The sequence below is a fragment of the Hymenobacter piscis genome (genome assembly GCF_018760735.1).
In the GTDB taxonomy this organism is placed as follows: domain Bacteria; phylum Bacteroidota; class Bacteroidia; order Cytophagales; family Hymenobacteraceae; genus Hymenobacter; species Hymenobacter piscis.
This window is the reverse complement of record NZ_JAHHZN010000004.1, coordinates 289,794-315,340: the sequence shown is the minus strand read 5'-3', so window position 1 is coordinate 315,340 and position 25,547 is coordinate 289,794. Positions and strand designations below refer to the sequence as shown.

The 25,547-nt window shown below is 64.4% G+C and carries 22 protein-coding genes; 16 read left to right on the top strand and 6 right to left on the bottom strand.

All coding sequences use genetic code 11. The features are described 5' to 3' along the window. Positions 1-27 precede the first annotated feature (27 nt). The gene (locus KLP40_RS06900; protein ID WP_215593025.1) at positions 28-1,275 is read right to left on the bottom strand and encodes an efflux RND transporter periplasmic adaptor subunit; all 1,248 of its coding nucleotides are present in this window, start codon (positions 1,273-1,275) and stop codon (positions 28-30) included. 586 nt (positions 1,276-1,861) lie between these two features. On the opposite strand from KLP40_RS06900, the gene KLP40_RS06895 reads away from it, so the two are divergent. The 9 genes from KLP40_RS06895 to KLP40_RS06855 all read left to right on the top strand — a co-directional run bounded on the left by KLP40_RS06895 (position 1,862) and on the right by KLP40_RS06855 (position 13,082). Continuing rightward, the gene (locus KLP40_RS06895) at positions 1,862-4,342 is read left to right on the top strand and encodes an outer membrane beta-barrel protein (RefSeq protein ID WP_215593024.1); all 2,481 of its coding nucleotides are present in this window, start codon (positions 1,862-1,864) and stop codon (positions 4,340-4,342) included. 158 nt (positions 4,343-4,500) lie between these two features. Next, the gene (locus KLP40_RS06890; RefSeq protein WP_215593023.1) at positions 4,501-4,974 is read left to right on the top strand and encodes a carboxypeptidase-like regulatory domain-containing protein; all 474 of its coding nucleotides are present in this window, start codon (positions 4,501-4,503) and stop codon (positions 4,972-4,974) included. A 128-nt stretch (positions 4,975-5,102) separates the two neighbouring features. Further along, positions 5,103-5,777: a TIGR02117 family protein gene (locus KLP40_RS06885; RefSeq protein ID WP_215593022.1), complete on the top strand. Its 675-nt coding sequence runs from the start codon at positions 5,103-5,105 to the stop codon at positions 5,775-5,777. 190 nt (positions 5,778-5,967) lie between these two features. Continuing rightward, entirely contained in the window at positions 5,968-6,336 is a 369-nt protein-coding gene (locus KLP40_RS06880; protein ID WP_215593021.1) for a hypothetical protein, read from the top strand. A 92-nt stretch (positions 6,337-6,428) separates the two neighbouring features. Continuing rightward, the gene (gene hisS, locus KLP40_RS06875) at positions 6,429-7,847 is read left to right on the top strand and encodes a histidine--tRNA ligase (RefSeq protein ID WP_215593020.1); all 1,419 of its coding nucleotides are present in this window, start codon (positions 6,429-6,431) and stop codon (positions 7,845-7,847) included. Between the two features lie 78 nt (positions 7,848-7,925). Then, complete coding sequence (hutH, locus tag KLP40_RS06870; RefSeq protein WP_215593019.1) at positions 7,926-9,425, top strand: histidine ammonia-lyase; 1,500 nt, start codon at positions 7,926-7,928, stop codon at positions 9,423-9,425. Positions 9,426-9,521: 96 nt separating this feature from the next. Further along, positions 9,522-11,459: a T9SS type B sorting domain-containing protein gene (locus KLP40_RS06865; RefSeq protein WP_215593018.1), complete on the top strand. Its 1,938-nt coding sequence runs from the start codon at positions 9,522-9,524 to the stop codon at positions 11,457-11,459. A gap of 236 nt (positions 11,460-11,695) precedes the next feature. Further along, positions 11,696-12,031 (top strand): YbaB/EbfC family nucleoid-associated protein, encoded by a 336-nt coding sequence (locus KLP40_RS06860; RefSeq protein ID WP_215593017.1) that lies wholly within the window; start codon positions 11,696-11,698, stop codon positions 12,029-12,031. Beyond that, the gene (locus KLP40_RS06855; protein WP_246558678.1) at positions 12,021-13,082 is read left to right on the top strand and encodes a glycosyltransferase family 2 protein; all 1,062 of its coding nucleotides are present in this window, start codon (positions 12,021-12,023) and stop codon (positions 13,080-13,082) included. The genes KLP40_RS06860 and KLP40_RS06855 overlap by 11 nt, the downstream gene beginning before the upstream one ends. Before the next feature lie 165 nt (positions 13,083-13,247). Here the strand turns inward: KLP40_RS06855 and KLP40_RS06850 are convergent, their stop codons facing one another. Continuing rightward, a complete protein-coding gene (locus tag KLP40_RS06850; RefSeq protein ID WP_215593016.1) occupies positions 13,248-13,466 on the bottom strand; it encodes a PspC domain-containing protein in 219 nt (72 codons plus the stop codon). A gap of 171 nt (positions 13,467-13,637) precedes the next feature. Here KLP40_RS06850 and KLP40_RS06845 point away from each other — a divergent pair, with 171 nt between their 5' ends. Next, a complete protein-coding gene (locus KLP40_RS06845; protein WP_215593015.1) occupies positions 13,638-15,452 on the top strand; it encodes a tetratricopeptide repeat protein in 1,815 nt (604 codons plus the stop codon). Positions 15,453-15,507: 55 nt separating this feature from the next. On the opposite strand, the gene KLP40_RS06840 is transcribed toward KLP40_RS06845, so the two are convergent. Further along, a complete protein-coding gene (locus KLP40_RS06840; RefSeq protein ID WP_215593014.1) occupies positions 15,508-16,098 on the bottom strand; it encodes a hypothetical protein in 591 nt (196 codons plus the stop codon). A 205-nt stretch (positions 16,099-16,303) separates the two neighbouring features. Between KLP40_RS06840 and KLP40_RS06835 the strand changes: the two genes are divergently transcribed. Further along, positions 16,304-17,287: a pyruvate dehydrogenase complex E1 component subunit beta gene (locus tag KLP40_RS06835; RefSeq protein WP_215593013.1), complete on the top strand. Its 984-nt coding sequence runs from the start codon at positions 16,304-16,306 to the stop codon at positions 17,285-17,287. A gap of 165 nt (positions 17,288-17,452) precedes the next feature. Here the strand turns inward: KLP40_RS06835 and KLP40_RS06830 are convergent, their stop codons facing one another. Next, complete coding sequence (locus KLP40_RS06830) at positions 17,453-18,127, bottom strand: nitroreductase family protein (RefSeq protein ID WP_215593012.1); 675 nt, start codon at positions 18,125-18,127, stop codon at positions 17,453-17,455. A 95-nt stretch (positions 18,128-18,222) separates the two neighbouring features. Here KLP40_RS06830 and KLP40_RS06825 point away from each other — a divergent pair, with 95 nt between their 5' ends. After that, the gene (locus KLP40_RS06825) at positions 18,223-18,762 is read left to right on the top strand and encodes a DinB family protein (protein ID WP_215593011.1); all 540 of its coding nucleotides are present in this window, start codon (positions 18,223-18,225) and stop codon (positions 18,760-18,762) included. 160 nt (positions 18,763-18,922) lie between these two features. On the opposite strand, the gene KLP40_RS06820 is transcribed toward KLP40_RS06825, so the two are convergent. Next, entirely contained in the window at positions 18,923-19,378 is a 456-nt protein-coding gene (locus KLP40_RS06820) for an acyl-CoA thioesterase (RefSeq protein WP_215593010.1), read from the bottom strand. Between the two features lie 199 nt (positions 19,379-19,577). Continuing rightward, positions 19,578-20,312, bottom strand: coding sequence for a class I SAM-dependent methyltransferase (locus tag KLP40_RS06815; RefSeq protein WP_215593009.1), 735 nt, complete (start codon positions 20,310-20,312; stop codon positions 19,578-19,580). 125 nt (positions 20,313-20,437) lie between these two features. On the opposite strand from KLP40_RS06815, the gene KLP40_RS06810 reads away from it, so the two are divergent. The 4 genes from KLP40_RS06810 to KLP40_RS06795 all read left to right on the top strand — a co-directional run bounded on the left by KLP40_RS06810 (position 20,438) and on the right by KLP40_RS06795 (position 25,544). Beyond that, positions 20,438-20,620, top strand: a complete 183-nt coding sequence (locus tag KLP40_RS06810) for a DUF2256 domain-containing protein (RefSeq protein WP_215593008.1) — start codon at positions 20,438-20,440, stop codon at positions 20,618-20,620. A gap of 56 nt (positions 20,621-20,676) precedes the next feature. After that, positions 20,677-21,051 carry a hypothetical protein gene (locus KLP40_RS06805; RefSeq protein ID WP_215593007.1) on the top strand — a complete coding sequence of 125 codons (375 nt, stop codon included), beginning with the start codon at positions 20,677-20,679 and terminating at the stop codon, positions 21,049-21,051. Between the two features lie 660 nt (positions 21,052-21,711). After that, entirely contained in the window at positions 21,712-22,188 is a 477-nt protein-coding gene (locus KLP40_RS06800) for a nucleoside deaminase (protein WP_215593006.1), read from the top strand. A gap of 119 nt (positions 22,189-22,307) precedes the next feature. Beyond that, positions 22,308-25,544: an AsmA-like C-terminal region-containing protein gene (locus tag KLP40_RS06795; RefSeq protein ID WP_215593005.1), complete on the top strand. Its 3,237-nt coding sequence runs from the start codon at positions 22,308-22,310 to the stop codon at positions 25,542-25,544. Positions 25,545-25,547 lie beyond the last annotated feature (3 nt).

Here is a 25,547-nt window from a genome sequence, read left to right as displayed (position 1 = left end):
AGGCGGAGAAAAGCTGTTGCATGGCCGTTAGTCGTGAAGGGTGAGTTCGGGCGTGTCGGCGTGGTCCTTCATATCGGACACCACTACTTCCTCGCCGGGCCGCAGGCCGCCGGTTATCTGCACGTAGTCGAAGTTGCTGTCGCCGAACTGCACGGTGCGGCGCACGGCTTTGCCGTCCTGCACCACAAATACCGGCTGCTCCTTGCCGCCCTGGTAGAACGGCCCGTTTTTGAGCCGCACTACGTTGTGGTGGGCTTTCGTCACCACAAACACGTCGGCCCGCAGGTTGGCGCGTAGGGCCGGGTGGTGGTCCTGAGCCAGGGTGGCGTAGAAGGTGACCACGCCCTTTTCCACAGCCGGGCTGATGGTGCTGATGGTGCCACGCAAATCGGTGCCGTTGATGCGGACAACCACCGCATCCTGCAGGTGCAGGGCATCGGCGTAGGCATCGGAAATGGTGGCGCGCACCCGAAAACGGCTCAGGTCGGCCACGCGGGCCAGCGGGTCGCCGGCCTGCACGGTAGTGCCCAGGTCCTCGTTTACCCAGGTCAGCACGCCGGGCTGCTGGCTGCTGATGTTGGCCTGGGCCAGCTTGCCGGCCAGCTCAGCAATGCTGCGGTCCTGAATCTGGAGGGTGAAGCCCAGCTCGCGCACGTCGGCGGCGTTGGCGGCGCGCTGATTGCGGATCTGCTCCGTGAGGCGCTGCTGCTCCAGCCGGGCCACGCGCAGATTCAGCTCAGCCTGGCGCACGCTCTCGGCGGTGCCGCCCCCAATCTGCAGCAGATACTGCTCGTCGCGCAGCGCCGACTGCAGGCTGCGCACCTTTACCTGCTGCACCTGCTCCTGGGAGCGAAGGTCGTTGAGGGCTTTTTCGAGGCTGAGCTGGAGCTGGCTGTTCTTGTTGCGGTGTTGCTGCTGCTCGTCCTGGAGCTTGGCCAGGGCCGTGCTGGTCAGCTCCCGGTCCAGCTCCAGAATCGTCTGGCCCGGCTGCACCCGGCTGCCCACTGCCACCGCCACCCGCCGGATGGTGCTCTGGATAGGACTGGTAATCACCACTTCATGGGCCGGAATGATGACGCCGGCCGCCGTAAGGGACGCCTCCACGTCGCCGGTTTCGGCGCGGGCCGTGAGGATGGCGTTGCGGCTGAGGCCGGGCCGGAGCACTGTGCGGAAGGCCAGCAGGCCCGCTGCCAGTAGCAGCAGCAGCCCCGCGCCCAGCAGCCAGCGGCGGCGCAGGCGGCGGTTTTGAGTGGTTTGGGAAATGGCTCTGTCCATTTTCGTACAGGTAGAAGAAAGGTTTCACCCTACTCAGCCAACAGCCTTGCCACTTATTCAAAATTCTGAAAATCAATTTATTACACTCAAATCAATCGGAAAGGCGACTCGAAAATCTGTCCGGTTTCGGACGCCTTGTCCGTTCTGGCGGCCGGCCAGGCAACCGTTGGCGATAGTCGGCCATCTGTCCTGCTGAACCCGTCTGAAAGCCCGCAAAACACAAGGAATTCCAGGAAACGAAAAATTAATACTAACAGTACCTTGCGTTACATAGTACCTTTACTTACCTTTGGTTCGTTGATTAGGTAATCATCCGGCCACGACGCTGCCCCTGCACAGGAGCCCGCCGCAGCCGCCCCCTCCGGACACCACCTTCGAGCCAGTCGGGCCGGGTGGGAGGCCCCGGTCGGAAACCCTGGTTTCCCGCCGCCGCCCGCTGTGTTCCGGCTTTTGGCACCCGCCCGCTGGCGGCTCGTGCCCCTCTTGCTCACGTCTGAATTGCTGGCAATCCTGCCACCCCGGCGGAACCGCGGCCACCGGGAACGGCCCCTGCTTGCCCGATTTTTCGTCTAACCCCTCCCTTCTTATGACTTCCTCCTCCACTTTCGGCCGGACCCTGCGGGGTCTGGGGTTCCTCGCTGTGCTCTTTCCACTGGCCGCCACGGCCCAGCAGCAGCCCACCGGCAGCGTGGCCGGCACCTTGCTCGACCAGGGCACCGGCCAGGGCCTGCCCTTTACCAACGTGGTGCTGCTGCGGGCTCAGGATTCGAGCTTTGTGGCCGGCACCGAAACCCTCGAAAACGGCACCTTCCGCCTTGAAAAACTGGGCCTGGGCAACTACCTGCTTAAAACGTCGGCCATTGGCTACCAGGGATTTCGGCGGACCGTAAACCTGACCAGTACCGCCCCGAATGTCCAACTGGGCCCCATCCGGCTCCAGTCGGCGGCCACCCAGCTCAAGGGCGTGACGGTGACCGGTGAGCGGGCTACGCTGGAAAACGAGCCCGGCAAGCGGGTTATCAACGTGGAAAAGGACCTGGCCAGCGTGGGCGGCATGGCTACCGACGTGCTGCGCAACGTGCCCTCGGTGGCCGTGGATGCCAACGGCGCGGTGAGCCTGCGCGGCTCGGCCAACCTGACCATCCTTATAGACGGCAAGCCCTCAGGCGGCAGCAACGGCGGCCCCGGCCTGCGCCTCGACCAGATTCCGGCTTCCCGCATTTCGCGCATCGAGGTGATTACCAACCCCTCGGCCAAGTACGACGCCCAGGGCACGGCCGTGCTGAACGTGATTCTGAAAAAACAGACCAAAAACGGCGTGAACGGACAGGCCAGCGTGCTGGGCGGCACCGGCGACAAGTACAACGCCAGCCTCAGCCTGAACCGGCACCAGGGCAAAAGCAACCTGAGCGCGAGCTACGACCGCCAGGATGAGCACTACCGCAACCGCACCGATAACCGCCAGACTTCCGGCGACGTGACCACCCGCCAGAACGGCACCGGCCGGGAGCGGAACGACTCCCACTCTCTGCGCCTGGGCCTGGATTACGAGCTGACGCCCGAGCAAAGCCTGAGCCTGAGCGTATCGCCCACCTGGCAGCACGAGCAGGACCTGAGCTTCCAGCGCCTCAGCACCGAGCGGACCGGGCAGCCTACGGCCACCCAACTGGGTCAGCAGGAGCTGAACGTGGATGTGCGGGTGCTGGAAAACGTGGGCAGCTACCGCCGCACCTGGGAAGCCCACAAAGGCCGCGAGCTGACGGCCGTGGGCGGCGCGGTGCTGGTGGATGCCAAAGTACCCGTGACCCAGACGCTGGACGAAGGCGCCCTTAGCGGCTGGCGGCAGCAGATGGATGTGCAGGCCCGCATCTACTTCGCCCAGCTTGACTACACCCACCCGCTGGCCGGCAACAAGGGTAAGCTGGAAACCGGCCTGAAGGTGCAGCAGCAGCGCAGCAATGGCATTGCCGACCTGTTTGCCCTCCAGCCCGACGCCCCCGGCCAGTACGTGCGCGACCCGGCCCGCTCCCTAGCCTATGATTTCCGCGAAACCGTGCCGGCCGCCTACGCCAACTTCCAGCGCGGCTGGAACGGCTGGAACGCCCAGGCTGGCCTGCGCACCGAATACACCACCACCAACGGGGCCGTAAACGGCGGCCAGGGCAAGTTTCAGCTCGATTACCTGGGCCTATTTCCCACTGCCAGCATCAGCCGGGGCCTGGGCCAGGCCGATTCTACCAAAGGCGGGGCGCAGCCGCAGCAGCTTTCCTTTAGCTATGCCCGTCGCCTTAACCGCCCCAATTTCATGCAGCAGCTGGCCGTGCCGCTCTACCAGGACCCGCGCTTCTACCGCCTCGGCAACCCCTCGCTGCGCGCCGAGTTCAGCCAGAACCTGGAAGTGGGCCACCAGCTGAGCCTGCCCGGCGGGGCCGAAATCACCACCACCCTGTTCGGCCGCTTCACCAGCAACGCCATTCAGCGCCTGCGCAACGTGGATACGGTGGCCACCAACCTGAACCCCGCCGCCGGGCTGGTGCTGGTGGAAACCTACCGCAACGCCGGCACCACCGCCAACGTGGGCCTGGAGATGACCTGGGCCCAGCCCCTCACGGCCTGGTGGCGCGTGCAGGCCAGCGGCTCACTCTACCGCACCCAATTCCAGACCAATGCCGAAAACACCGTGGACCGTCGCGCGTTGGCCGGCAACGTGCGCCTCAACCAGAACTTCACGCCCACGCCCACGCTGGATGTGCAGCTGACCGGCCAGTACAACTCGGCCATCCTTACGGCCCAGGGCCGCCGCCTGGCCTACGGGGGCATTGATGTGGCCCTGCGCCAGCGCCTGTGGCAGAATCGCGCCGCCCTCACCCTGCGCGTATCCGACGTGCTCAACACCCAGGTGCGCCGCTCCATCGTCGATTCGCCCGACCTCACGGCCAGCCTCTACACCAAGCCCGAAACGCGGGTGGGCTGGCTGGGCTTCACCTGGTACGTGGGGGCCTCCAAAGCCAAAGCCGGCCGCATTGAGGCCGCGCCCAAAGGCGGTGGCGGCGGCTTCGGCGGCTAGCCTGCTGCCCCGGCCCTACCCCGCGCTGCTGCTTCCCCGCCCTTCGGGATGGGGCTCCGCCCCGGCCTGGAGCCGGGCTCGACCTTCCCATTTTTTTCTGCGGCGGCCCGCCAACCGGCACTCCCGGCCGCTACTGGTACCTCCTTTTCCTTACTGCCATGAAAACCTGCTCTGCTTTCCGCTTCCTGCTGGCTGCCGCCCTGCTGCTCGCAGCCACCCCGTTCGCCTTGGCCGCCGCGCTGCCCGCTCCGACCGGTCCTGCCGGCTCTGTTTCCGGCCGCCTCTTCGACGGGCAAACCCAGGAGCCCATTCCGCACTCCTACGTGGTTGTGCTGCGGGCTGCCGATGGCCGGTTCATCAAGTCGGTGGAAACCGATGCCGACGGCCGCTTCCGGGTAACGGGCCTGCCCCTGGGCAGCTACACGGTGCGCACCACGGTACTCGGCTACCACGCCCTGGGCTCGGTGGTGGCCCTGCGCCCGGCCCGGCCCCGGCAGGCCCTGGGCACGGTAGTGCTGGTGCCGGCCAATATGCCCCTGGTGGCCCGCGCCAACCGCCTGGCTTGGGCCCGGCGCACCCCCGCGGTGGCCGAGCTGGTGCCGGTCCGGCCCGTGGTGCGGGTGCGCTCCTGAGCTAGCCCGGCGGCCTGCAACCGCGCAGCGCGTTCTTTCCGGCCCCGGGCCGGGAAGAACGCGCTTTTCATTCCGGGACCGGGAGCCGGCGTTGCCGGCGGGGACCGGGGCCGTATCTTCGGGGCCGGATGATGCACCGGATGCGTATGGCGGTTTTCGTGGCCTTTGTTTTATTGGTGCTGACCGGCTCGCTGGTGCCCGTGAACCGGCAGTTCCGGCAGACGCCCGGCGGGGTGCCCGTGTACCTGGTTTCCAACGGCTTTCATACCGATGTGGTGGTACCCCTGCGTGAAGCCCGCACCGGCCAGGACTGGCTGCGCGAGCTGGGGCAGCCCGCCCTCACGGCCCGCTTCGGCCGCGCCCGGTTCGTAGCTTTTGGCTGGGGCAACGAGGGATTTTACCTGGGCTCAATGGGCGGCCGCCTGCCCGGTCCGGGGGCCGTGGCCGGGGCCCTGCTGCCTTCGCCCACACTCATGCACGTCAACTTCTACCCTACCCCGCCCGATTCCGGCCGCTACGTAGTGCCGCTCCGCATTTCGGGGGCGCAGTACCAGCGCCTGACGGCCTACATCCGGGCGTCCTTTGCCGCCCCCGACTCTCTGGGGGCGCGGCCCCTGCGCCAGGCCACCGGCTATTCCGCCCACGATTTTTTCTTCCGGGCCACGGGCCGCTACCATGCCCTGCGCACCTGCAACGACTGGACGAACCGGGGCCTGCGCTGGGCCGGGTTGCGGGCCGCCCTGAAAGCTCCGCTGGCGGCTCCGGTGCTGTTCCAGGCCCGCCGCGCGCCGCGGGAGCGGTAACCACCCCGGGTACCTGACTTGCCGCCAGCCAATCTGCCAAAAACCTGTTTACCCTCGCTCAACTGGCCTTTTTACCGGTTTAAATCGAAATACCCTCTTACAATCCTATTTATTCCCGGCTCGGCGCACAACCCCACCGCACAAAACCCGCGTTAGCTACAGTCTTCCTCTTCTCCGTGGACCTGCCCGAATGCTTGACGTTTACCGTGAACAATTACCGCATGCGTATCTGCTTATCCTTTCGCCCGCCAGCTCCGCCACCAGCGAGCTGATGCTGACCCGGGCCCTGCACCGGGCCAGCCGTTCCGACAAGCCCGCCATCGTGCTCGATTTCAGCCTGGTAAACGCACTGTCGGAAGAAGCCATTGACTTGCTGCTGGCCTACGCCTACCTGCTCCACGCCCAGGACCGGCGCCTGATTCTGTGCCACGTGCCCCAGCCGGTTCACCATCATTTTCTCTACCTCGATGCCGCTTCCCAGCCCCTGCTGGTGGCTTCTTTGCTCGATGCCATGGAGGAAATCAACTTTCAGGCGGGCCGGCCGACAACGGGCCGGTAAGGCCAACGCCAGCAGGAACGGGGAAAAAATGGGGGAAATCCGATGCAAACCGCGAATTTTACGGTTCTATCTCCGCATTCCGATTTTTCCTGATGAGCGTTCAGAAGCCCAGCATCCCCCAAGGCACCCGCGACTTCGGCCCCGCCGTGGTGGCCCGCCGCACCTATATTTTTGGCGTGATTCGCCGCGTGTTCGAGAAGTTCGGCTACGCTCCGCTCGAAACGCCCACCCTGGAAAACCTCTCGGTGCTCACCGGCAAGTACGGCGAGGAGGGCGACCAGCTCCTGTTCAAAGTCCTCAACTCGGGCAACTTTCTCAAAAAGCAGAAGGGCGAGGTCATCAAGGAAGAAGTAACCCCCGACGACCTGCTGGCCGGGCCCAGGAAGGTGCTGCCCAAGATTGCCGAAAAAGGCCTGCGCTACGACCTCACCGTACCCTTCGCCCGCTACGTGGTCATGAACCGCGGCACGCTCACCTTCCCCTTCAAGCGCTACCAGATTCAGCCTGTGTGGCGCGCCGACCGGCCCCAGCGCGGCCGCTACCGCGAGTTCTACCAGTGCGACGCCGACGTGGTGGGCACCGACTCCTTGCTTTGTGAGGCCGAAATCGTGCTCATGATGAGCGAGGTGCTGACCACCCTGGGCCTGACCGACCACACCATCAAAATCAACCACCGTGGGGTGCTGGGGGCCTTTTATAAAGTCCTGGGCGGCGAGGGCACCGAAGTGGATCTGTTCACGGCCATCGACAAGCTCGATAAAATCGGGCGCGAGGGTGTGGAGAAGGAGCTGCTGGAGCGCGGCTTCTCGGCCGAAGCCTCCACCCGCCTCTTCGACCTGCTGAGCGTGGGCGGCGACTTCGAAGAGAAGCTCGACCGGCTGCTGGCCGCCTTCGTAACGGCCGGCGTGGAGCCCGATGGCGAGGATGGCTACAAGGGCCTGCAGGACCTGCGCCGGGTGCTGGACTACCTGCGCGGCTTTGGGTTCGAGCAGTGGAACAACCTGGAGTTCGACGTGACCCTGGCCCGGGGCCTGAGCTACTACACGGGCTGCATCTTTGAAATCAAGATCAACAACGTGAACATGGGCAGCGTGAGCGGGGGCGGCCGCTACGACAACCTGACCGGCGCCTTCGGGCTGCCGGGCGTATCGGGCGTGGGCTTTAGCTTCGGCGTCGACCGCCTTTACGACTGCCTGGAGGAGCTGCAGCTGTTCCCGGAAGCCGTGGCCGCTACCACCCGCTGCCTGCTCACCAACTTCGATGCCGAGGGCGAGCTGGCCATGCTGCCGGTGCTGCGCCGCCTGCGCGCGGCCGGCGTGGCCAGTGAGCTGTTTCCGGAAGCCGGCAAGCTGGGCAAGCAGTTCAAATTCGCCGATGCCAAAGGCATTCCGTACGTGCTCATCCAGGGCCCCGAGGAGCGCGCCGCCGGGCAGTTCAAGCTCAAAACCCTGGCCACCGGCCAGGAACAGACGCTTTCCCTGGACGAGGTGCTGGCCGAACTGGCGCAGTAGCCCCACCCGTCGGCGGGCGCCCCTGGCAACACCACGGACGCCCGCCGCTGCTTCTTCCCGCCCCTTTCTTCCCCGCTCATGGCCGCCGACTACGCCCTCACCCCTTCTGCCCACCTCGACCTGGCTACCCTCGACCAGCTGCTGCGCAGCCGGGCCCGGGTGGTACTCAGCGAGGAAGCCCGCCAGCGCATCACCACCTGCCACGACTATCTGCACCAGCGCCTGGAGCGCGACCCCGATACGGCTGTGTACGGCATCAATACCGGCTTCGGGGCCCTGTGCGGGCAGGCCATTCCGGCGGCTCAGCGCCAGCAGCTGCAAACCAACCTGCTCATGTCGCACGCCTGCGGAACGGGGGCCGAGGTGCCGGCCGAGCTGGTGCGTCTGCTGCTGCTGCTGAAGGTGCAGAGTCTGAGCTACGGCCACAGCGGCGTGCAGCTGGCCACCGTGCAGCGCCTGCTCGATTTCTACAACCGCGGCATGCTGCCGGTGGTGTACGAGCAGGGCTCTTTGGGCGCCAGCGGCGACCTGGCCCCATTGGCCCACCTCTGCCTGCCGCTGCTGGGCCTGGGCGAAGTCAACTACGAAGGCTACCGCCTGGCCGCCGCCGACGCCATGAGCCTCTTCAGCTGGGAGCCCGTCACGCTCAGGGCCAAGGAAGGGCTGGCCCTGCTCAACGGCACCCAGTTCATGCTGGCCTACGCCGTGCACGCCCTGCTGCGCACCCAGCGCCTCACCGACGCAGCCGACGTCATCGGGGCCCTGTCGCTGGAAGCCTTCGACGGGCTGCGGGAGCCGTTTGATGCGCGCCTGCACCAGCTGCGCCCCCACGCCGGGCAGGTGGCGGTGGCGGCCCGGCTGCGGCAGCTGCTCAGCGGCAGCGAGCTGCAGCAGCAACCCAAAACCGCCGTCCAGGACCCCTACTCGCTGCGCTGCATGCCCCAGGTGCACGGCGCCACCCGCGACGCGCTGGCCTACGTGCGCCAAACCACCGAGACCGAGTGCAACGCCGTCACCGACAACCCCAACATCTTTCCCGACGATGACGCCATCCTGAGCGGGGGCAACTTCCACGGCCAGCCCCTGGCCCTGGCCCTGGATATGCTGGCCATTGCCACGGCCGAGCTGGGCAGCATTTCCCAGCAGCGCACCGCCCAGCTCATCAGCGGGCAGCGGGGGCTGCCGCCGTTTCTGGTGGCCGAGCCGGGTTTGAACTCGGGCCTGATGATTCCGCAGTACGCGGCGGCGGGCCTCGTGAGCCAGAACAAGCAGCTCTGCACCCCCGCCTCGGTGGATAGTCTGGTGAGCAGCAACGGCCAGGAAGACCACGTGAGCATGGGCGCCAATGCCGCCACCAAGGCCCTGCGGGTGGTGCAGAACGTGGAGCAGCTGCTGGGCATTGAACTGCTGAACGCGGCCCAGGCCCTGGCATTCCGCCGCCCCGCCCGCACCTCCGAGCCCCTGGAGCAGCTGCTGGCGGCCTTCGGCGAAAAAGTACCCTTCGTGCGCCAGGACCGCGTGCTCTACCCCGATTTGCAGGCCGCTGCCGCCTTCGTGCGTGAGTACGCCTGGCAGTAGGTCGCCCCCCCGTGGAGCCGGGCGGTTTCCGGCGTGAATCGGCTATTTTAGCCCCACTCATAAACGTAAACGTGCAGTTGCTTCGTTATGGCGGGGATGGCAAAATCTGGATTTCTGCTTTTTTGGCTGCTGCTGACGGCGGGGCTGACGGCCCCCGGGGCGCGGGCGCAGGCATGCACCCCCACGCCCAGTTCCGGGGCCTGCTTTAAGGCCTACGACGCCATTACGGGCCAGGAGTTGCCCCGGTTTCTGTGCGTGGGCCGGCCCGTGCGCCTGCGTGACTGCAGCGGCAAGGGCCTCAACCCCGCCCAGATTTACTACCGCCAGGCCGCCGCTACCGTCTGTTCCGGCTTCACCGATACCACCACCACCTTCACGCCCGCCGCGCCCGGGCCGCTGGTCATCACCCAGAACACTCAGGGCACCCAGGGCGGCACCCAGGGCATTATCTTTTCCCGGAATTTTGAGGTCCTGGACGCGCCCGTGCCCACGTTTGCCCTGAGCGTCTGCGGCCCAGGCTTCGTGCAGGTGACCGTGACGGATGCCCGCTACGACCAGTACTTCGTCCAGATTGGCAACGATGCGCCGGTGCCGGCCGCGCGCAATGCCACCGTTACCTACCCCGTCAGCAGTCCGAACACCGTGACTGTTATCGGGCGCTACAACCAGGCCGGACTGTGCACGGGTGAAAACCAGCAAAGCTTCACGCCCCTGCCGCCCCCCCAGCGCCCGGCGTTGCAGAGCCTCACGGTGCAGGGCGGCACGGCGCAGTTTGCCTTCGGGGCCTTGCAGCCCGAGTACCAGTACCAGTTGCAAATAGCCGACGGGGCCGCGCCGGGCGGTTACCGCACCCTGGCCCCGGTAGCGACCGGCCTCACCAGCTTCGCGCTTCCCAACGCCCCGCTGCCGGGCTGCTTCCGGCTGCTGCTCCAGGATGCCTGCCAGCCCACTGTCACCAGCACGGCCTCGTTCTCCATCTGCTCGGTAGCCCTGACCGGTACCTCCGCCAACGGCCGGAACCGGCTGAGCTGGACCAGCGCGGGCAGCGGCAGCTACACCCTGCGCCGCACCGATGGCACCACCACCACGCTGCTGCCCGTGCCGCCCGGGGCCACCCAGTACCTCGACACGGCCGTCACCTGCGGCACCGTGTACCGCTACCAGGTGAGCCTGAGTATGGGCCTGACCACCTCGGTTTCCGAAGAAGTGGCGGTGGCGACTACCGCGGGGGCTGCCCCGGCCGCGCCCCGGCTCACGGCCAGCTTCAACCTGCGCAATCAGGTGGAGCTGAAGGCCGTGGTGCCCCGGGCCGCCACCGGCGGGCAGCTGACTTACCTGCGCAACGGCGCGGAGCTGGGCGTAACGCCCGCCCGCAGCCTGGTTGATTCCGTGCTGACCCCGGACCCGGCCGCCCCGCTTTGCTACGCCGCCCGTTTTCTGGATGCCTGCGGGAACCCCTCCGTCGAAAGCCCGCCGGTGTGCCCGGTGCGGCTGGCCGCCGAGCCCGCCAACGACACCGGCACCGAAATCCGCCTGACCTGGACGGCCCTGCGCGGCCCCGACACCACGGCGGCCGTGCGCTACCGCGTGCTCACGCTCTCGCCCACCAACGCGGTGCTGGCCAGCGTACCGGTGGCGGGCCTGACCTACCTCGACCTCCAGCCGCCCCCGAATCAGCAGGTGGTGCGCTACCGGGTGGAGGCCACCGGCGCGGGCCTCGCGGCGCCCAGCTACTCGAACGTGGCCACCGTGGCCCGCCGGGTGAAGGTATTCGTACCCACGGCTTTCACGCCCAACGGCGACGGCCTCAACGACGTGCTGGAGCTCAAGGGCCGCTTCCTCGACAGCTTCCGCTTCACCGTCATCGACCGCAACGGCCAGACCGTGTTTCAGACCACCGACCGCGCCCAGACCTGGGACGGCCGCATCAACGCCGCCGCCCCCGTACCCGGCGCCTACGTCTGGCGATTCGAGGCCACCGACCAGTCCGGCCGCCGCACCTCGGAAGCCGGCACGGTTACGATTCTGCGGTAAGGAGAGCTACTGGTTGAAGGCTTGCCTAGAAGAACGTCATTCCGAGCGGAGCCGAGGAATCTCGCGTGCTGACGTTGAGTTACTACTGCAACATCAGCACGCGAGATTCCTCGGCTCCGCTCGGAATGACGTCCTGGTTGAATGCCTTGACCCTACCAGCGGCCTTCCCACCGGGCTTTCCGGCCCGCCGGCGTATCTTCGCCCCCTAACTTTCCACCTTTTGATACGAAGCGCCGATGTTTGACATGATGGGCATGATGGGTAAGATGAAAGAGCTTCAGGAGAAGATGAAGCAGGCCCAGGACCAACTCCAGTACCTGACGGCCACCGCCGAATCGGGCGGCGGGCTGGTGAAGGCCACCGCTAACGGCCAGCGCCGTTTGCTCAAGCTCGAAATTGACGAAAGCCTGCTCCAGCCCCAGGACCGCGACATGCTGGCCGATCTGGTGGTGGCCGCCGTGAACAAGGTAATGGACGAAGCCGGCGAGAAAGGCAAGCAGGAGCTGAAAAAGACGACTTCCGGCCTGATTCCCAACATTCCCGGCCTCGACCTGAGCGGCTTTGGCCTCTGATAACGCCGCCTGCGCCGATGTGGCGGTGGTCATTCTGAACTGGAACGGCCGGGACTTCCTGCGCCGCTTCCTGCCCGCCGTGCTGGCGCACTCCGACGGCGCCGCCGTCTTCGTGGCCGACAACGCCTCCACCGACGACTCGGTGGCCGTGGTGCGGGCCGAATTCCCGGCCGTGCGCCTGATTCAGAATAGCGGCAACCTGGGTTTCTGCGAGGGCTACAACCAGGCCCTGGCGCAGCTGGGGCCGGAGTTCCGGTACTACGTGCTGCTGAACTCCGACGTGGAGGTGACGCCCGGCTGGCTCCGGCCCCAGCGGGAACTCTTGGAAACCAACGCCACCATAGCCGCCTGCCAGCCCAAAATCCGCCAGCACAGCCCCGACCCGGCCCGGCGTCAGCTCTTCGAGTACGCCGGCGCCGGCGGGGGCTACCTCGATTCGCTGGGCTACCCCTTCTGCCGGGGCCGCCTCTTCGACACCCTCGAAACCGACACCGGCCAGTACGACGACCCGCGCCCGGTGGCCTGGGCTACGGGGGCCTGCCTGCTGATGCGGGCCGCCGCCTGGCACGCCCTGGGCGGGCTGGAAACCGCTTTTTTCGCCCACATGGAGGAAATTGACCTGTGCTGGCGGCTCCAGAATGCCGGCTGGCGGGTGTGGTACCATGGGGGCTGCACGGTGTTTCACGTGGGCGGCGGCACCCTGCACAAATCCAACCCGCGCAAAACCTACCTCAACTTCCGCAACGGCCTGGCCCTGGTATTCAAAAACACCCACCCGGCCGAGCTGGCCGGCGTGATGATTGGCCGCGTGGCCCTCGACTGGGTGGCGGCCCTGCGCCTGCTCACCCAGGGACAGCTGGCCGACTGCCGGGCGGTGCTGCGGGCCCACGGGCACTTCCTGGGTCACCTCGGCTACTGGCGTCGGCAGCGGCGGCAGTTCCCGCCCCGCCTGCGCCTCGCCGAGCGCCCCGGCACCTACGCCGGCAGCCTCGTCTGGGCATATTTCGCGCTGGGAAAGCGGTTTTTTGAGGAGTTAGGAGTTAGGAGTTAGGAGTTAGGAGTTAGGAGTTAGGAGTTAGGAGTGATACGCGAAGGCTGGCTAGGGTTCGGAGTTGCGCAAAAAAAGCCCGTCTGCCAAGCAAACGGGCTCCCGATTCCGGTTCTGAATTCCTTCTAGCTCCTTAACTCCTCACTCCTGTCTCCTCACCCCTACCACCTACAAATCCCAGACGGTGCTGCGCTGGCGGCGCAGGGCCTGACGGACGTTGCGCCAGAACGCCAGGGCGAAGTACAGCACGATAGGCGAGCCAAAGGTGAAGAACGACGCGTATACGAATGAAAGCCGGACGCTGCTGCTGGAAAAGCCGACCCGCTTGCCGATGGCGTCGCAGACGCCGAAACTCTGCTTTTCGATGTAGTCGGTTAGTCGTTTCATAGTTGCTGCTTTTCGGACCCGGAGGCGGATTGCCGGAAGTAAGATACAGTAATTGTAACCCGGTATCAAGCACTTACGCCAGAAGCCGGCCGCAAGATACGTCTATCGGTTACCTTTCGGCGTTGGTAGGGCGAATTCCTGCCGTACTTGCCCCTGCTTTGCCCTCTGCCTATGCCCCTGTTCTTGCCGCGAATCCTGCCGGGCCTGACCGGTCTGCTGCTCACGGCGGCCCTGCCCGCCTGCTCGCCCCTGTCTAAAGTACTCAAGCAGGCCCAGGCCGGCCAGCAGCTTTCCGTACAGCCCGCCGTGCTGGAAAGCAACGGCGAAAACGTGCTGTTCGAGGTGACGGCCACGGTGCCCGCCAGCCACCTGCGCAAGGGCGCCGCCTACAACCTGGGCCTGAGCTACCGCTACCAGAACGGCCTGCGCGAAGATACGGTGGGCCGCCTGACCTTTATTTCGGGCGAATACGTGTACGATGAGCAGCAGCAGAACCTGCTGGTGATCCGGAAGCAGTTTTCCTTTCCCTACTCGGCCCAGAAAAGCCCCGGCGAGCTGGTGGCCCTGCCTGACGCCCGCGAGGTGCGCCCCGGCGGCAAGCGCGTGAAGGGCAAGGAACTGGTGCTAGCCCGCGGCATCGTGACCACCAGCCGCTTGGTGGTGCGCCAGGATACGGCCGTGGCCCTGCTGCCCGAATCGGTGGACAACAACATGAGCGGCACCCGGGTGCTGCCGTTTTTCTTCGACGCGGGGCAGGCAGAGGTGCGCAACTTTTTGGGTACCAACGTGGCCGCCCTGGAAGATTTCATCGAGGCCAACCAGCGCACCGAGAAGGTGATGATTGCCGCCGGCCACTCGCCCGACTCCCTGGACCGCCACGACCCGCGCCTGGCCGACAAGCGCGTGCGGGCCCTGATGAACTACTACAAAAAGCGCGTCGATACCGACTCCTACCTCAACAAAGTAAGCCAGATTGACTTCGAGACGGAAGCCTACCACCGCCGCTGGGATTTGCTGCTGAGCAAGGTGCAGCAGTCGGCTCTCAAACCGGCCCAGATTGATTCGGTGGTGCTGCTCATCAACGACACGCCCGGCACCTACGCCCAGAAGGAAAAACGCCTCCACCAACTCAGTTTTTACGACTACCTGGAGCAGTACATTTACCCGGTGCTGCGCTTCGGCACGGTGGCCGTGCGCTACACGGCTCCCAAGCGCTACGATTCGGAAATCTACCTGCTCTCCAAAAAGATTGTGGAAAAGCAGACCGAGGCCGACGCCCTCACGCCCGAGGAGCTGCGCTACTCGGCCTCGCTCACGCCCCTGCTGGCCGAAAAGCAGCGCATTTACGAAACCTCGGTGGCCACCACCGGAGCCTGGCAGGCCTACCACAACCTGGCCGTGGTACTGCAGCTGCGCTCCGAGAAGGAGGTGAACCCCAAGGTGGTGCGCGCCTATCAGCGCCGGGCCGCCGTCAACTTCACGCTGGCCGCTCACCGCAACCCCACGGCCGAGCTGTTCTACCGCGTGGCCAGCGCCTACCACCGCGCCGGCGACAAGCTCGAAGCCCTCCAGAACTACGACTACGCCATCAAGCTGGGCGGCTCCCCGGCCGTTCTGAGCAAGGTTTTCGCCGATAAAGCCGCCCTGGAAATCGAAATCGGCCAGCTCGATGATGCCCTGCGCAGCCTCAGCTACAGCACCCGCACCTACCAGAACATCATGAACCGCGCCCTCATCTACGTGCTGAAGGGCAACTACCAGGGCGCGGCCGATATCTACCAGCAGGCCATTGCCCTGCGCCCCAACGACCCGCTGCTCTATTACTGCCTGGCCGTGGTGGCCGCCCGCCAGCAGAACGAGTCGGCCGCGGTGATGCACCTGCGCCACGCCGTGGGCCTGGACCGCAGCTACGCCAACCGCGCCGTCGAGGACCTGGAGTTCCGGGATTTCGCCAAAGGCAAGCCGTTCCTGGAGGCGCTGCGGTAGGTGTAAAACCGAACGGCGCATAGCTTGACACTACTTGCTTTCCAGCGGCAGTATACTATTCGCTGATCCACTTTATTGAATGGATTATTTTTCGAAATAGCACACGCTTCTTCCGATTTTCCTGTGTCGACCCTCTTCGAGCTACCCCTACAATTGTTATGAACGCACCTTTCTTATGGTAGCAAGCATAGGTACATACCTGGTTAAGATTTAGTGCTGGGATTGTATTATCATAATCGATTAGTACAAAGCTCATGTCTGCGAGAACTGAATCCTGATAGGAAAGCATCCTCACTCGGTTTTGCCCATCTACCTCGATGCTTTTAACGAAATTCTCTTTCAAGCGCCTGAAGTCAGGCTTCTTCTCTTTTTTCTTGATGACAACCATAACCGCATCACCGAGAAGACTATCCTGCTGATGTTTGGGGGCCATAAAGACATATGGTTCCTCTACACTCTCTGAATTTGGTTCATAATCCTTCTTCTGCCATGATGAAGGAATCAACAGTGTTATTAGCTCAAGAGTGTAGGGAGTAAATGCCTCCCCTTCCGGTTTAGGAGCACGTTGCCGATCCTGTGTGCAATTGCTACACAAAAAGAGCAGGACCAGAAATGCGGCGTAAGCTTCTTTGACTGACATATTCATTGGGCAATGATACGGGTATCAATCTCACACTGCCCCATCAATAGCGGCTATATAGACAAGGCGCAAGCTCATCCACACGGGCAGGTTTCCCATTTCACCACCGCCGCATCTCACCATTTGCCGGTCCCGGCTAGTCGTTGTAGCTTTACGGGCCGGATTTGTCCGGCTTTTTTCTGAATTGAACCTTTCGACTTTTCTACCAATTATGCGGACCATCCAATTCCGGGAAGCCCTGCGTGAAGCCATGTCTGAAGAAATGCGCCGCGACGGGCGCGTGTTTCTGATGGGCGAAGAAGTGGCCGAGTACAACGGCGCCTACAAAGTAAGCCAGGGCATGCTCGATGAATTCGGGCCGGAGCGCGTGATTGATACGCCCATTGCCGAGCTGGGCTTTGCCGGCATCGGGGTGGGCGCGGCCATCAACGGCCTGCTGCCCATCATCGAGTTCATGACCTTCAACTTCTCGTTGGTGGCCATCGACCAGGTGATTAACTCGGCCGCCAAAATCTACTCCATGTCGGGCGGGCAGTATTCCTGTCCCATCGTGTTCCGCGGCCCTACCGGCAACGCCGGCATGCTTTCGAGCCAGCACTCCCAGAACTTCGAGAACTGGTACGCCAACTGCCCCGGTCTGAAAGTGGTGGTGCCCTCCACCCCCTACGACGCCAAAGGCCTGCTCAAATCCGCCATCCGCGACGCCGATCCGGTGATTTTCATGGAGTCGGAGCTCATGTACGGCGACAAAGGCGAAGTGCCCGAGGAAGAGTACCTCATTCCGATTGGCAAGGCCAACGTGGTGCGCGAGGGCGAGAGCGTGACTATCGTGAGCTTCGGCAAGATGATGAAAGTGGCCCTGGCCGCCGCCGACGAGCTGGCCAAGGAAGGCATCAAAGCCGAAGTAATCGACCTGCGCTCCGTGCGCCCCATCGACTACGACACGTTGGTGGAATCGGTGAAGAAAACCAACCGCATGGTGGTAGTAGAGGAAGCCTGGCCCCTGGCCAGCATCAGTTCCGAGCTGGCCTACATGGTGCAGCGCCGCGCCTTCGACTACCTCGATGCCCCCGTGCTGCGCATTACCTGCATGGACGTGCCCCTGCCCTACGCCCCCACCCTCATCGAAGCCTCCCTGCCCAACGTGGAGCGTACCGTGAAGGCCGTGAAGGAGGTGTTGTACGTGAAGGGTTGATCACAGCTGTTGCAGATGAAAAGGATAACGCAGCTACGCTAGGATCTGTGTAGTCAACCAAAAAAGCCCGCTTCGAGCGGGCTTTTTTGTTGGTGTGAAATCATTGCTTTCAAACACTTGGCAGCACGAATCTGCGCCATCAATTTCATCTGTACCACCGGTGATTTAATAAAAAACGCTGATGTCCTCCAGGGGCTTGCGCTGAATGTCGGGGACCTGGGCATCCGGGGCGGGGTAGCCGACGGGGATGAGCAGGAAGGGCCGCTCGTTTTTGGGACGGTGGAGAAGCTTGGTCAGGAAGTTCATGGGGCTGGGCGTGTGCGTGAGGGCCACCAGGCCCGCCTCGTGAATGGCCGTCAGCAGGAAGCCCGCTGCCAGGCCCACCGATTCGTTCACGTAGTAGTTATTGCGCTGGCCGCCGTCGGGCCGGTCTTCGTAGATGCGGCGGAACACCACAATCAGCCAGGGCGCCGTTTCCAGGAAGGGTTTCTGCCAGTCGGTGCCGAGCGGGGCCAGGTCTTCGAGCCACTCGGGCGGCATGCGGTGGCCGTAGCTTTCAGCTTCTTCCTGTTCGGCGGCCAGGCGGATCTGGTGTTTGAGAGTGGGGTTCTGCACGGCACAAAACGTCCAGGGCTGCTTGTGGGCTCCGCTGGGCGCGGTGCCGGCCGCCCGCAGCAGGTTTTCAATAACGGCCCGGGGTACGGGCCGGTCGGAGAACTCGCGCACCGAGCGGCGCTGCTCCAGGTGCTGGTAATAGGCTTTACTGCGGCGTAGCAGCTCCGCCTCCGATACGTCGGGGCGCTGGTAGGGCCGGAAGGGATGTATAGCGGAATCGGACATCAGGGATGGGCGAAGGAAAGCGGGAGAACGGGACCTCAAGGCCGGATTTTGCGTACCTTTTCCCCAAAGCTACCATCTTCCGCCATCCTTCCCCCATGAATCATCGCCTGCATCTTCGTCTGGAACAGCTCGAACGCTCCACTACCCGCCTGCTCGACACCGTGGAAGCCCTCGGCGACCGGGCTACCCAGACACCGGGTCCGGCGCAGTGGTCGGCGGCCCAGGTAGTGCAGCACCTGTTGGTGTCGGAAACGGGCATCGGGCAGTACATGGAAAAGAAGCTGCTGCAGGCCGAGGGGCTGCACAAATCCGGCTTCAAGGCCTTTCTGAAGTCGCGGCTGCTGCGGCTGGCCCTGCGGCTGCCCTTCACCCGCTTCAAGGCCCCGAAGTATCTGCAGGAGCTCACGCCCGCCACCCTGCCCCCGCTGCCGGAGCTGCGCGCCGAGTGGGAAGCCACCCGCCGCCGCCTGGAACGCCTGCTCAACGAGTATCCGGCCAACCTGCTCAACCGCGCCATCTTCAAGCACCCGCGCTCCGGCATGCTCACCATCCACCAGACCCTCGATTTTATGGTCGACCACGTGCTGCACCACCAAAAGCAGGTCGAGCGCATCGCCAAAGTGGTCAGTAAGTAAAGGAGTGACTCGGTAAATGAGAGAAAAGAACGTGTCATCCTGAGCGGAGCGAAGGACCCTATCACACCTGAACGACCGCAACAACGAATCGTTTTAGCGTGATAGGGTCCTTCGCTCCGCTCAGGATGACACGTTCTTTTTCTCTCATTTACCGAGTCACTTATTCACCACTGCCGCCGCGCACAATGTCCTGATAAGAAGCGTGGCGGGGCAGTTGGCTCATGAGGGTGGTGATGTCGGCGGGGGGCACGGTGAGTTTGCGGGCGCGCAGGTCGAGCCAGGCGCCTTCCACGGTGACGGTGGCGGCAGAACGACCATCGGGCTTGTAGAGGGTGTGCACAATGTTCCAGCGGGAGCCGTCGGCGCTCAGGCCCGCAAGCTCGCCCGTGACGCGCAGCTGCTCGTTGATGTGCAGCTCCTTGAGAAAGCGCGTATCCTCACGGAACAGAATGGGGCCGAGGCCGGCCTTGGCAAAGTACGGCAGCGTAAAACCATGGGCCGACAGGTACTCGATGCGGTGTTGAGCAGCGTAATCGGCGTAGGCGGAGTGGCGCATGTGGCCGTTGGGGTCCATATCGGCCCAGCGCACCGTGTACGTTCTTTCAAAAACAGACATATTTTTTTCTGTTAGCTGTTAGCTGTTAGCTGTTAGCTGTTAGCTGTTAGCTGTTAGCTGTTAGCTGTTAGCTGTTAGCTGTTAGCTGTTAGCTGTTAGCTGTTAGCTGTTAGCTGTTAGCTGTTAGCGTGTATGGTAGAAGTGGGGAAGGGTTGCATTAAAACGCAGAAAAGCCGGTCAAAAAGCCAATAGCCATCAGCTAAACTAAAGTAAGGCGTACCAGGTATTGCTGCTGGTCGTCTTCTTCCAGGAACTCGACTTCATAGCCGGCGGCTTGGGCGTAGTCCTGGAGCAGGGAGGGGTCGGCGAACAGCCAGTGGAACTCGGCGCCGGTCTGATGGGCGTACTGCATGGAATACGTGACCTGGCCGTAGTAGGGCCCGTTGAGGTCGAATACCAGGGCCCCGTCCTCGTCCTCGTAGAGGTAGCTGATATCCGACGATGTGGCCAGAATCTGGCCGCCGGGGTGGAGCAGGGTTTTGGCGTGCTCCAGGAAGCGCTCCAGCCCTTCCAGGGTGCCCGTGAGGCCGATGCCGTTCATGAGCATGAGCAGGGTATCAAACTTCTCGCCCTGGGCCAGGGCCGGGTCGAAGAGGTCGTGGCAGGCTACTTCGCCCACGCCGCGCTCCTGCATCACGGCCACGGCCCCCGGCGAAATATCCACGGCCTTCACCGTGAAGCCCCGCTGCTGCAGCTCCAGGGCGTGGCAGCCGGCCCCGGCGCCCAGATCGAGCACCCGGCCCCGGCATTCTTCCAGGGCGGTGCGTTCCATTTCGGGCATTTCCCAGAGGGAGCGAAAAAAATAGGCGGCCGGCAGCACCTCCTCATCGGCCACGGAGCTGTGCACGGCCAGCGTAGCGCTCAAATGGCCCTGCTGATACGCCAGCAAGGCCTGGCCCAGAGCATCGGGCGCGGAAGAAACGGGGGTTGACATGCCGCAAAGATACGCGCCTAACCAAAGCCCGCGGGAATCAGTAAGCAGACAGCCTACCACCCCGGGTGGCGGCCCGCCGCCCAACCGGTCGCGGTGGTAGTTTTGTCTTCCTTACTTTTTCTGCCGTGCCCGTTCCCTCCCGCCTCGTAAAAGGCCAGCTGCCCACCAAAATCTGCCTCACCTGCGGGCGCCCGTTTGAGTACCGTAAGAAGTGGCGCAACTGCTGGGACGAAGTGAAGTACTGCGGCCAAAAATGCCAGCGCAACCGCCCCAAATCCGAATCCACCACCGCCGGCTTGCATCCCTGAGGGCCTTTTCTGCGTTCTGACCTCCATCTTCCCTCCTTTCACCTTCCCCGTGCCCCATGGCCAGCAACCTCGATTACCTCGCCCCTGAACTCAAACCCCTCGAAGATAAGGTGACGGCCTATCTGCAGCTGGAAAAAGATCTGGCTCAGGCCGAAATTCAGGCCACCACGCTTGCGCAACCCGCTGAACCGGCCCCCGTCGTTTTTGAGCAGCGTTCGGCCGCCGGCAGCTACCCCCAGCAAACCGCCGAGGCCGCCAACCGCCTCCAGAACCTGCGCGACGAGCTCACGCACCTCCGTCAGGAAATTCTGCAGCTGCTGCCCGTGCGCGACGAATGGATCAAACTCAACCTGGGCTACGGCCCCAGCCGGGTGGGCGCCTTCCAGCTCCCCGCTCCCGCCACCGATTTCGAACTGCGCATTGTGATATAACGGCGGCGGCCTGCTGGTGAGGGCCGTGCTCAGACTTGAGTGCCCGGTGCGGACTTATCCTCTCGGCAACGGAAAATCCGGGTAATTCAGAATATTTTGAGGCCCAAAAAAAACTGCAACTGCCTAACTTTCAGCCATAAAAAAAGGCGACTCAATGAGCCGCCCCTTTTCCACAACCAAAACACCTAAAAAACTATTCTTTCGAATTCACATTAGCAACTATCAGGCCAAAAGCGCGAATCGTGGTTGCCAATAAAGTCCGGCGGAATAACTTCAAGTGTCTACACGAACAAGAGGCGGGTTAACCGCTGAAGAGTTGCAGACCGCCGATAAAATATTTTTACTTCCCTTACTCCCGCCTGATTCGCAGCGGATTAGAGTCAAAGAAAAGTAACATTCCAAGCAGTGGGGCTTCCGGCAAAATTCCAGGCGGAGCCAGTAACAGTTGGGGTCAGTCGGAATCGTCAGCGGCAAAGGACCCGGCGAGCCGGCCCAGTGGCGGAAGCAGCTGCGCGCCATTGCCGGGACTCCCGCTCAACTGACTCCCAGTGAGTTAGACGTTCCTTCCGTCGCCTGGCCCGCTTTCCGCTTCCGTACGCGTACTTTTGCTGTTTAGCCGGGCCGGCGCGGTAATACCGCGCGTCCCTTACACGTTGATTTATGGAAGCTCCCAACCCCGATTTCATGCGCGAAGCAATTCGCCTGTCCGTTGAAAAAATGCAGGCCGGCCACGGCGGACCGTTCGGGGCCGTGGTGGTGAAGAACGGCGAAATCATTGCCCGCGGCTTCAACCAGGTTACCAGCACCAACGACCCCACCTGCCACGCCGAGGTAGACGCCATCCGCAAGGCCTGCACGGTGCTGGGCACTTTCCAGCTCGACGACTGCGACCTTTACACCAGCTGCGAGCCCTGCCCCATGTGCCTGGGAGCTATTTACTGGGCCCGTCCCCGGCGCGTATTCTACGGCAACACCAAGCAGGACGCGGCCGCTATTGGCTTCGATGACCAGTTTATTTACGAAGAGCTGGAAAAGCCGCTGGCGTCGCGCCAGTTGCCCATGCGTGAGTTTCTGCGCGAAGAAGCCCTGGCCGGGTTCCGGGCCTGGCAGGCCCACACCGGCCGGGTAGACTACTAAGCCCGGGGCCAGGGGGCGAAGTTTTGGCGGCCCGGGCGTTGCCGGGCAGCGTTGGCGGACTATTTTGCGTACAGTTCCGCATACTCTTCTGCCCACCTTACCCGCCTGCCACCGCCTTTATGAAACGTTCCACCCTCCTGCGCATCCTGGCTGGCGGCCTGCTGGGACTGGTGCTGGTGGCGGGCGGCGCGCTCTGGCTGCTGGGTTCCGACTGGGGCCGTCAGCAGCTGGAACGGCTGATCCGGGAGCGGATGGCCCAACGCTCCGACTTGGTTCTGGGGCCGCTGGAAATCGACTTTTCGCTCTGGCGCGACTTCCCCTACCTCACGGCCTCGGTTCACCACGTGCTGCTCACCGACACGGCCTTTCAGCGCTCCGTAGATGTGCTGCGCGTGGGTCGGGCCGACCTGCGGCTGGAGCTGCGCCCCCTGTTGCGGGGCCAGTTCCGGGCTAAGCGCCTGACGCTGCAGGACGCCGAATTCCGCCAGCTGACCGATGCCCAGGGCCACGACTGGGGCCTGCGGGGCCGGGGGCCGCGCCAGGACCATCCCAGCGGCCCGCCTGATTTCGACCTCGACTCCCTGCTGATCCGGAATCTGCGCGTATCGGACCGCAACGAGCTGCACAACAGCGGCTTTGCCGCCCGGGTAGCCACGGGCGGCCTGGTGGTGCGCGTCCGCAACGGGCAGGCCCAGGTGCGGGGCCGGTTGCAGGGCCGGCTGGACTACCTGCGCACCAGCCGGGGCAACCTCTTCGAGCAAGAGCCCATTGTGGCCGCAATACGCTACCGCTACAACTTCCGGGAGCGGCAGGGCACGTTTCTGCGTACCAGCGCCACCCTCAACGGCGACACCGTGCGCATCAACGGCACCCACCGGGGCGCCGGCCCGGGGGAAACCCGCGGCACCCACCTCAACCTGGCCTTCCGGGGTAACCAGCCCCTGCTGGAAGTGCTGCGCGTGGCCCTGCCACCCAGCCTGGAGCGGTTTCTGCGCGGGGCCCACAGTTCCAGCCACGCCCACATCCACTACACCATCCGGGGCGTGAGCGGCCCCACCACCCGCCCGCGCATGGTGCTGCGCTTCGCCCTGCGCAATGCCCAGGTGCGCTGGGCCGACTCCCTGCGGCGCATCCGGCGCTGGGACGCCCGCGGCGTGTACGACAACGGCCCCGCCCACAACTCCCAGTCCACCATGCTGGCCTTCGAGGAGTGTCGGCTGTATTCCAGCGCCGGCCAGCTCGATGCCCGCCTGACGGTGCGCAACTTCACCAGCCCTCACCTGAACGGGCACGTTGTGGGGCGTACTGAGCTGCAAACGGTGGCCTCCGTAGTCGTTCCTGATCTGTGGCGGGCCCGCGCCGGGCAGGTTTCGCTTGATTTGCGCTTCCATGGCGCCCTGCCCGATATTCCGGACCGGGCCACCCGCCTGACGCAGCGACCCGACACGCTGCTGCCCCCCCTTGCCGCCCGCGGCACGGTGCGGCTGGAGCACGCGGCCTTCGATATCCCGAGCCGCCAGGCCCGGATGCGGGCCCTGAACGTGCGCGTGCGGCTGCTCGACAGCGTGTGGCGGCTCGAAAACCTGGCGGGACAGCTCAATGGCATGCAGATAAAGGCCAACGCCACCACCACCCACCTGCTGGCCTACGTGAGCGGCCAACACCCTACCACCGCCGTTACGGGCCGCTTTGCCGTGGATGAACTGCAACTGCCCGAGTTGCGCCGTCTGCTGGCCGCCCCCAGCCGGGCACCCCGGCCCGCCGCCCGCCAGCGCCCGGCCCGCAACGCGGATAGCAGATCCATGCAGGTGGCCGACATGATGAACCTGCTCCCCCCAGGCCTGCACCTCGATATTGACCTGGAATGCGGCCGGCTGGTTGTGGCCGCCGATACCTTACGGGCCCTGGCCGCCAGTATCCGCCACGACGGCCGCCACGTGCAGTTGCGCAACCTGCGGGCCCGGGTATGGGGCGGGCAGCTGAGCGGCCTGGCCGGCTGGGCTACCGATACGCTCAACCCCCAGCCCGTGCTGCTGGAACTGGCCGCCCACTTCCCCATCCTGCGCTACCGCCAGCTCCTGGCCCGCGTGACGCATCCCCCGCGCCGGGCTACCGGCAAAAAAGCCACCGACCCCACCCTGCGCGAAATTCTGCTTTCCGCCAACGGCCGCGTGACGGCCACCATCGACCAGTTTATCCTGCCCGGCACCAACCGCCTGCGCAACGTGGAGCTTTACATCGACAAGAACGGCTCCCACTTCGACATTCCGGCCCTCACGTTCCGGACCGGTCCCGACGGCAGGGGCCGCATCAGTGCCAGCGCCACGTTGGCCGGCATTCACTTGGCCCGGGCCCAGGCCATGGTGGAACTGCGCTACGGCATGCTCGATGTGCAGCAGCTGCTGCAGCTGCTGGCGGCCCTCAACACCACTCCCGACCCTACTCCTGCCCAGGCCCGCCCCGCCGCACGCTCCGCAGGCGGCACTTCCCCGTTCCTGGACGGGACCGTTACGGGCCGGGTGCACGTGGTAGCCGCGCGGGTGCGCTACGGCGTGCTCCAGGGCCAGGATTTTGAGCTGCGCAGCACGCTGGAAGCCGGCCGGGCCCGCGTGCAGGAGTGCTCTTTGCAGGCCTTCGGGGGGCAGTTGCAGCTGCAGGGCGTTCTGCAAACGGATTCCGGCGCCCACCATCATCCCCTGCGCGCCCAGCTCCGGCTTCGCAACGTGCAGCTGCCCCAGCTTTTTGCCCTGGCCGCCCCGCTGGGCCTCGACGCCCTGGGGCCCGACAACGTGCGGGGTCAAATGAACGCCGAAGCCGATGTGCAAACCGACCTCGACCACACCTTTCTGCCCCGCCTGAACCGCACCCGCGCCTTTGCCCGCACCAACCTCCAGCACCTGGAGCTGATCGAAGTGGACGCCCTCGTGCAGGCCCTGCACCTGCTCAGCCCCCGCCGCACCAGCCACCTGTATTTCGAGCCGGTGCAGTCCCGTTTTCTGCTGGAGCAGGGCCGCCTGCTGATTCCGGGCCTCAACCTGAGCAGCAACCTCACCGATATGCAGGTAACGGGCGAGTACCACCTCAACGGCCAGGCCGACCTGTACGTGGGCCTGAGTCCGCTCCAGACGCTGTTTGGCAACAACCGCAAGCGGATTGCGCGCATTAAAAGCGGCGAGGCCACCCAGCGTCGCAGCCGGGGCCTCATCTACCTGCACCTGCACCGCCCGCCCGGCAGCCGCCGCTACAAAGTCAGCTTTTTCAAGAAGCAGCAGCAGCGCCAGCAGCAGGACCGGCTGCGGGAAAAATACCGCCACCTGCTCCGCCAGCAGCCCCCCGACACGGTGCTGTGGCAGTGAGCG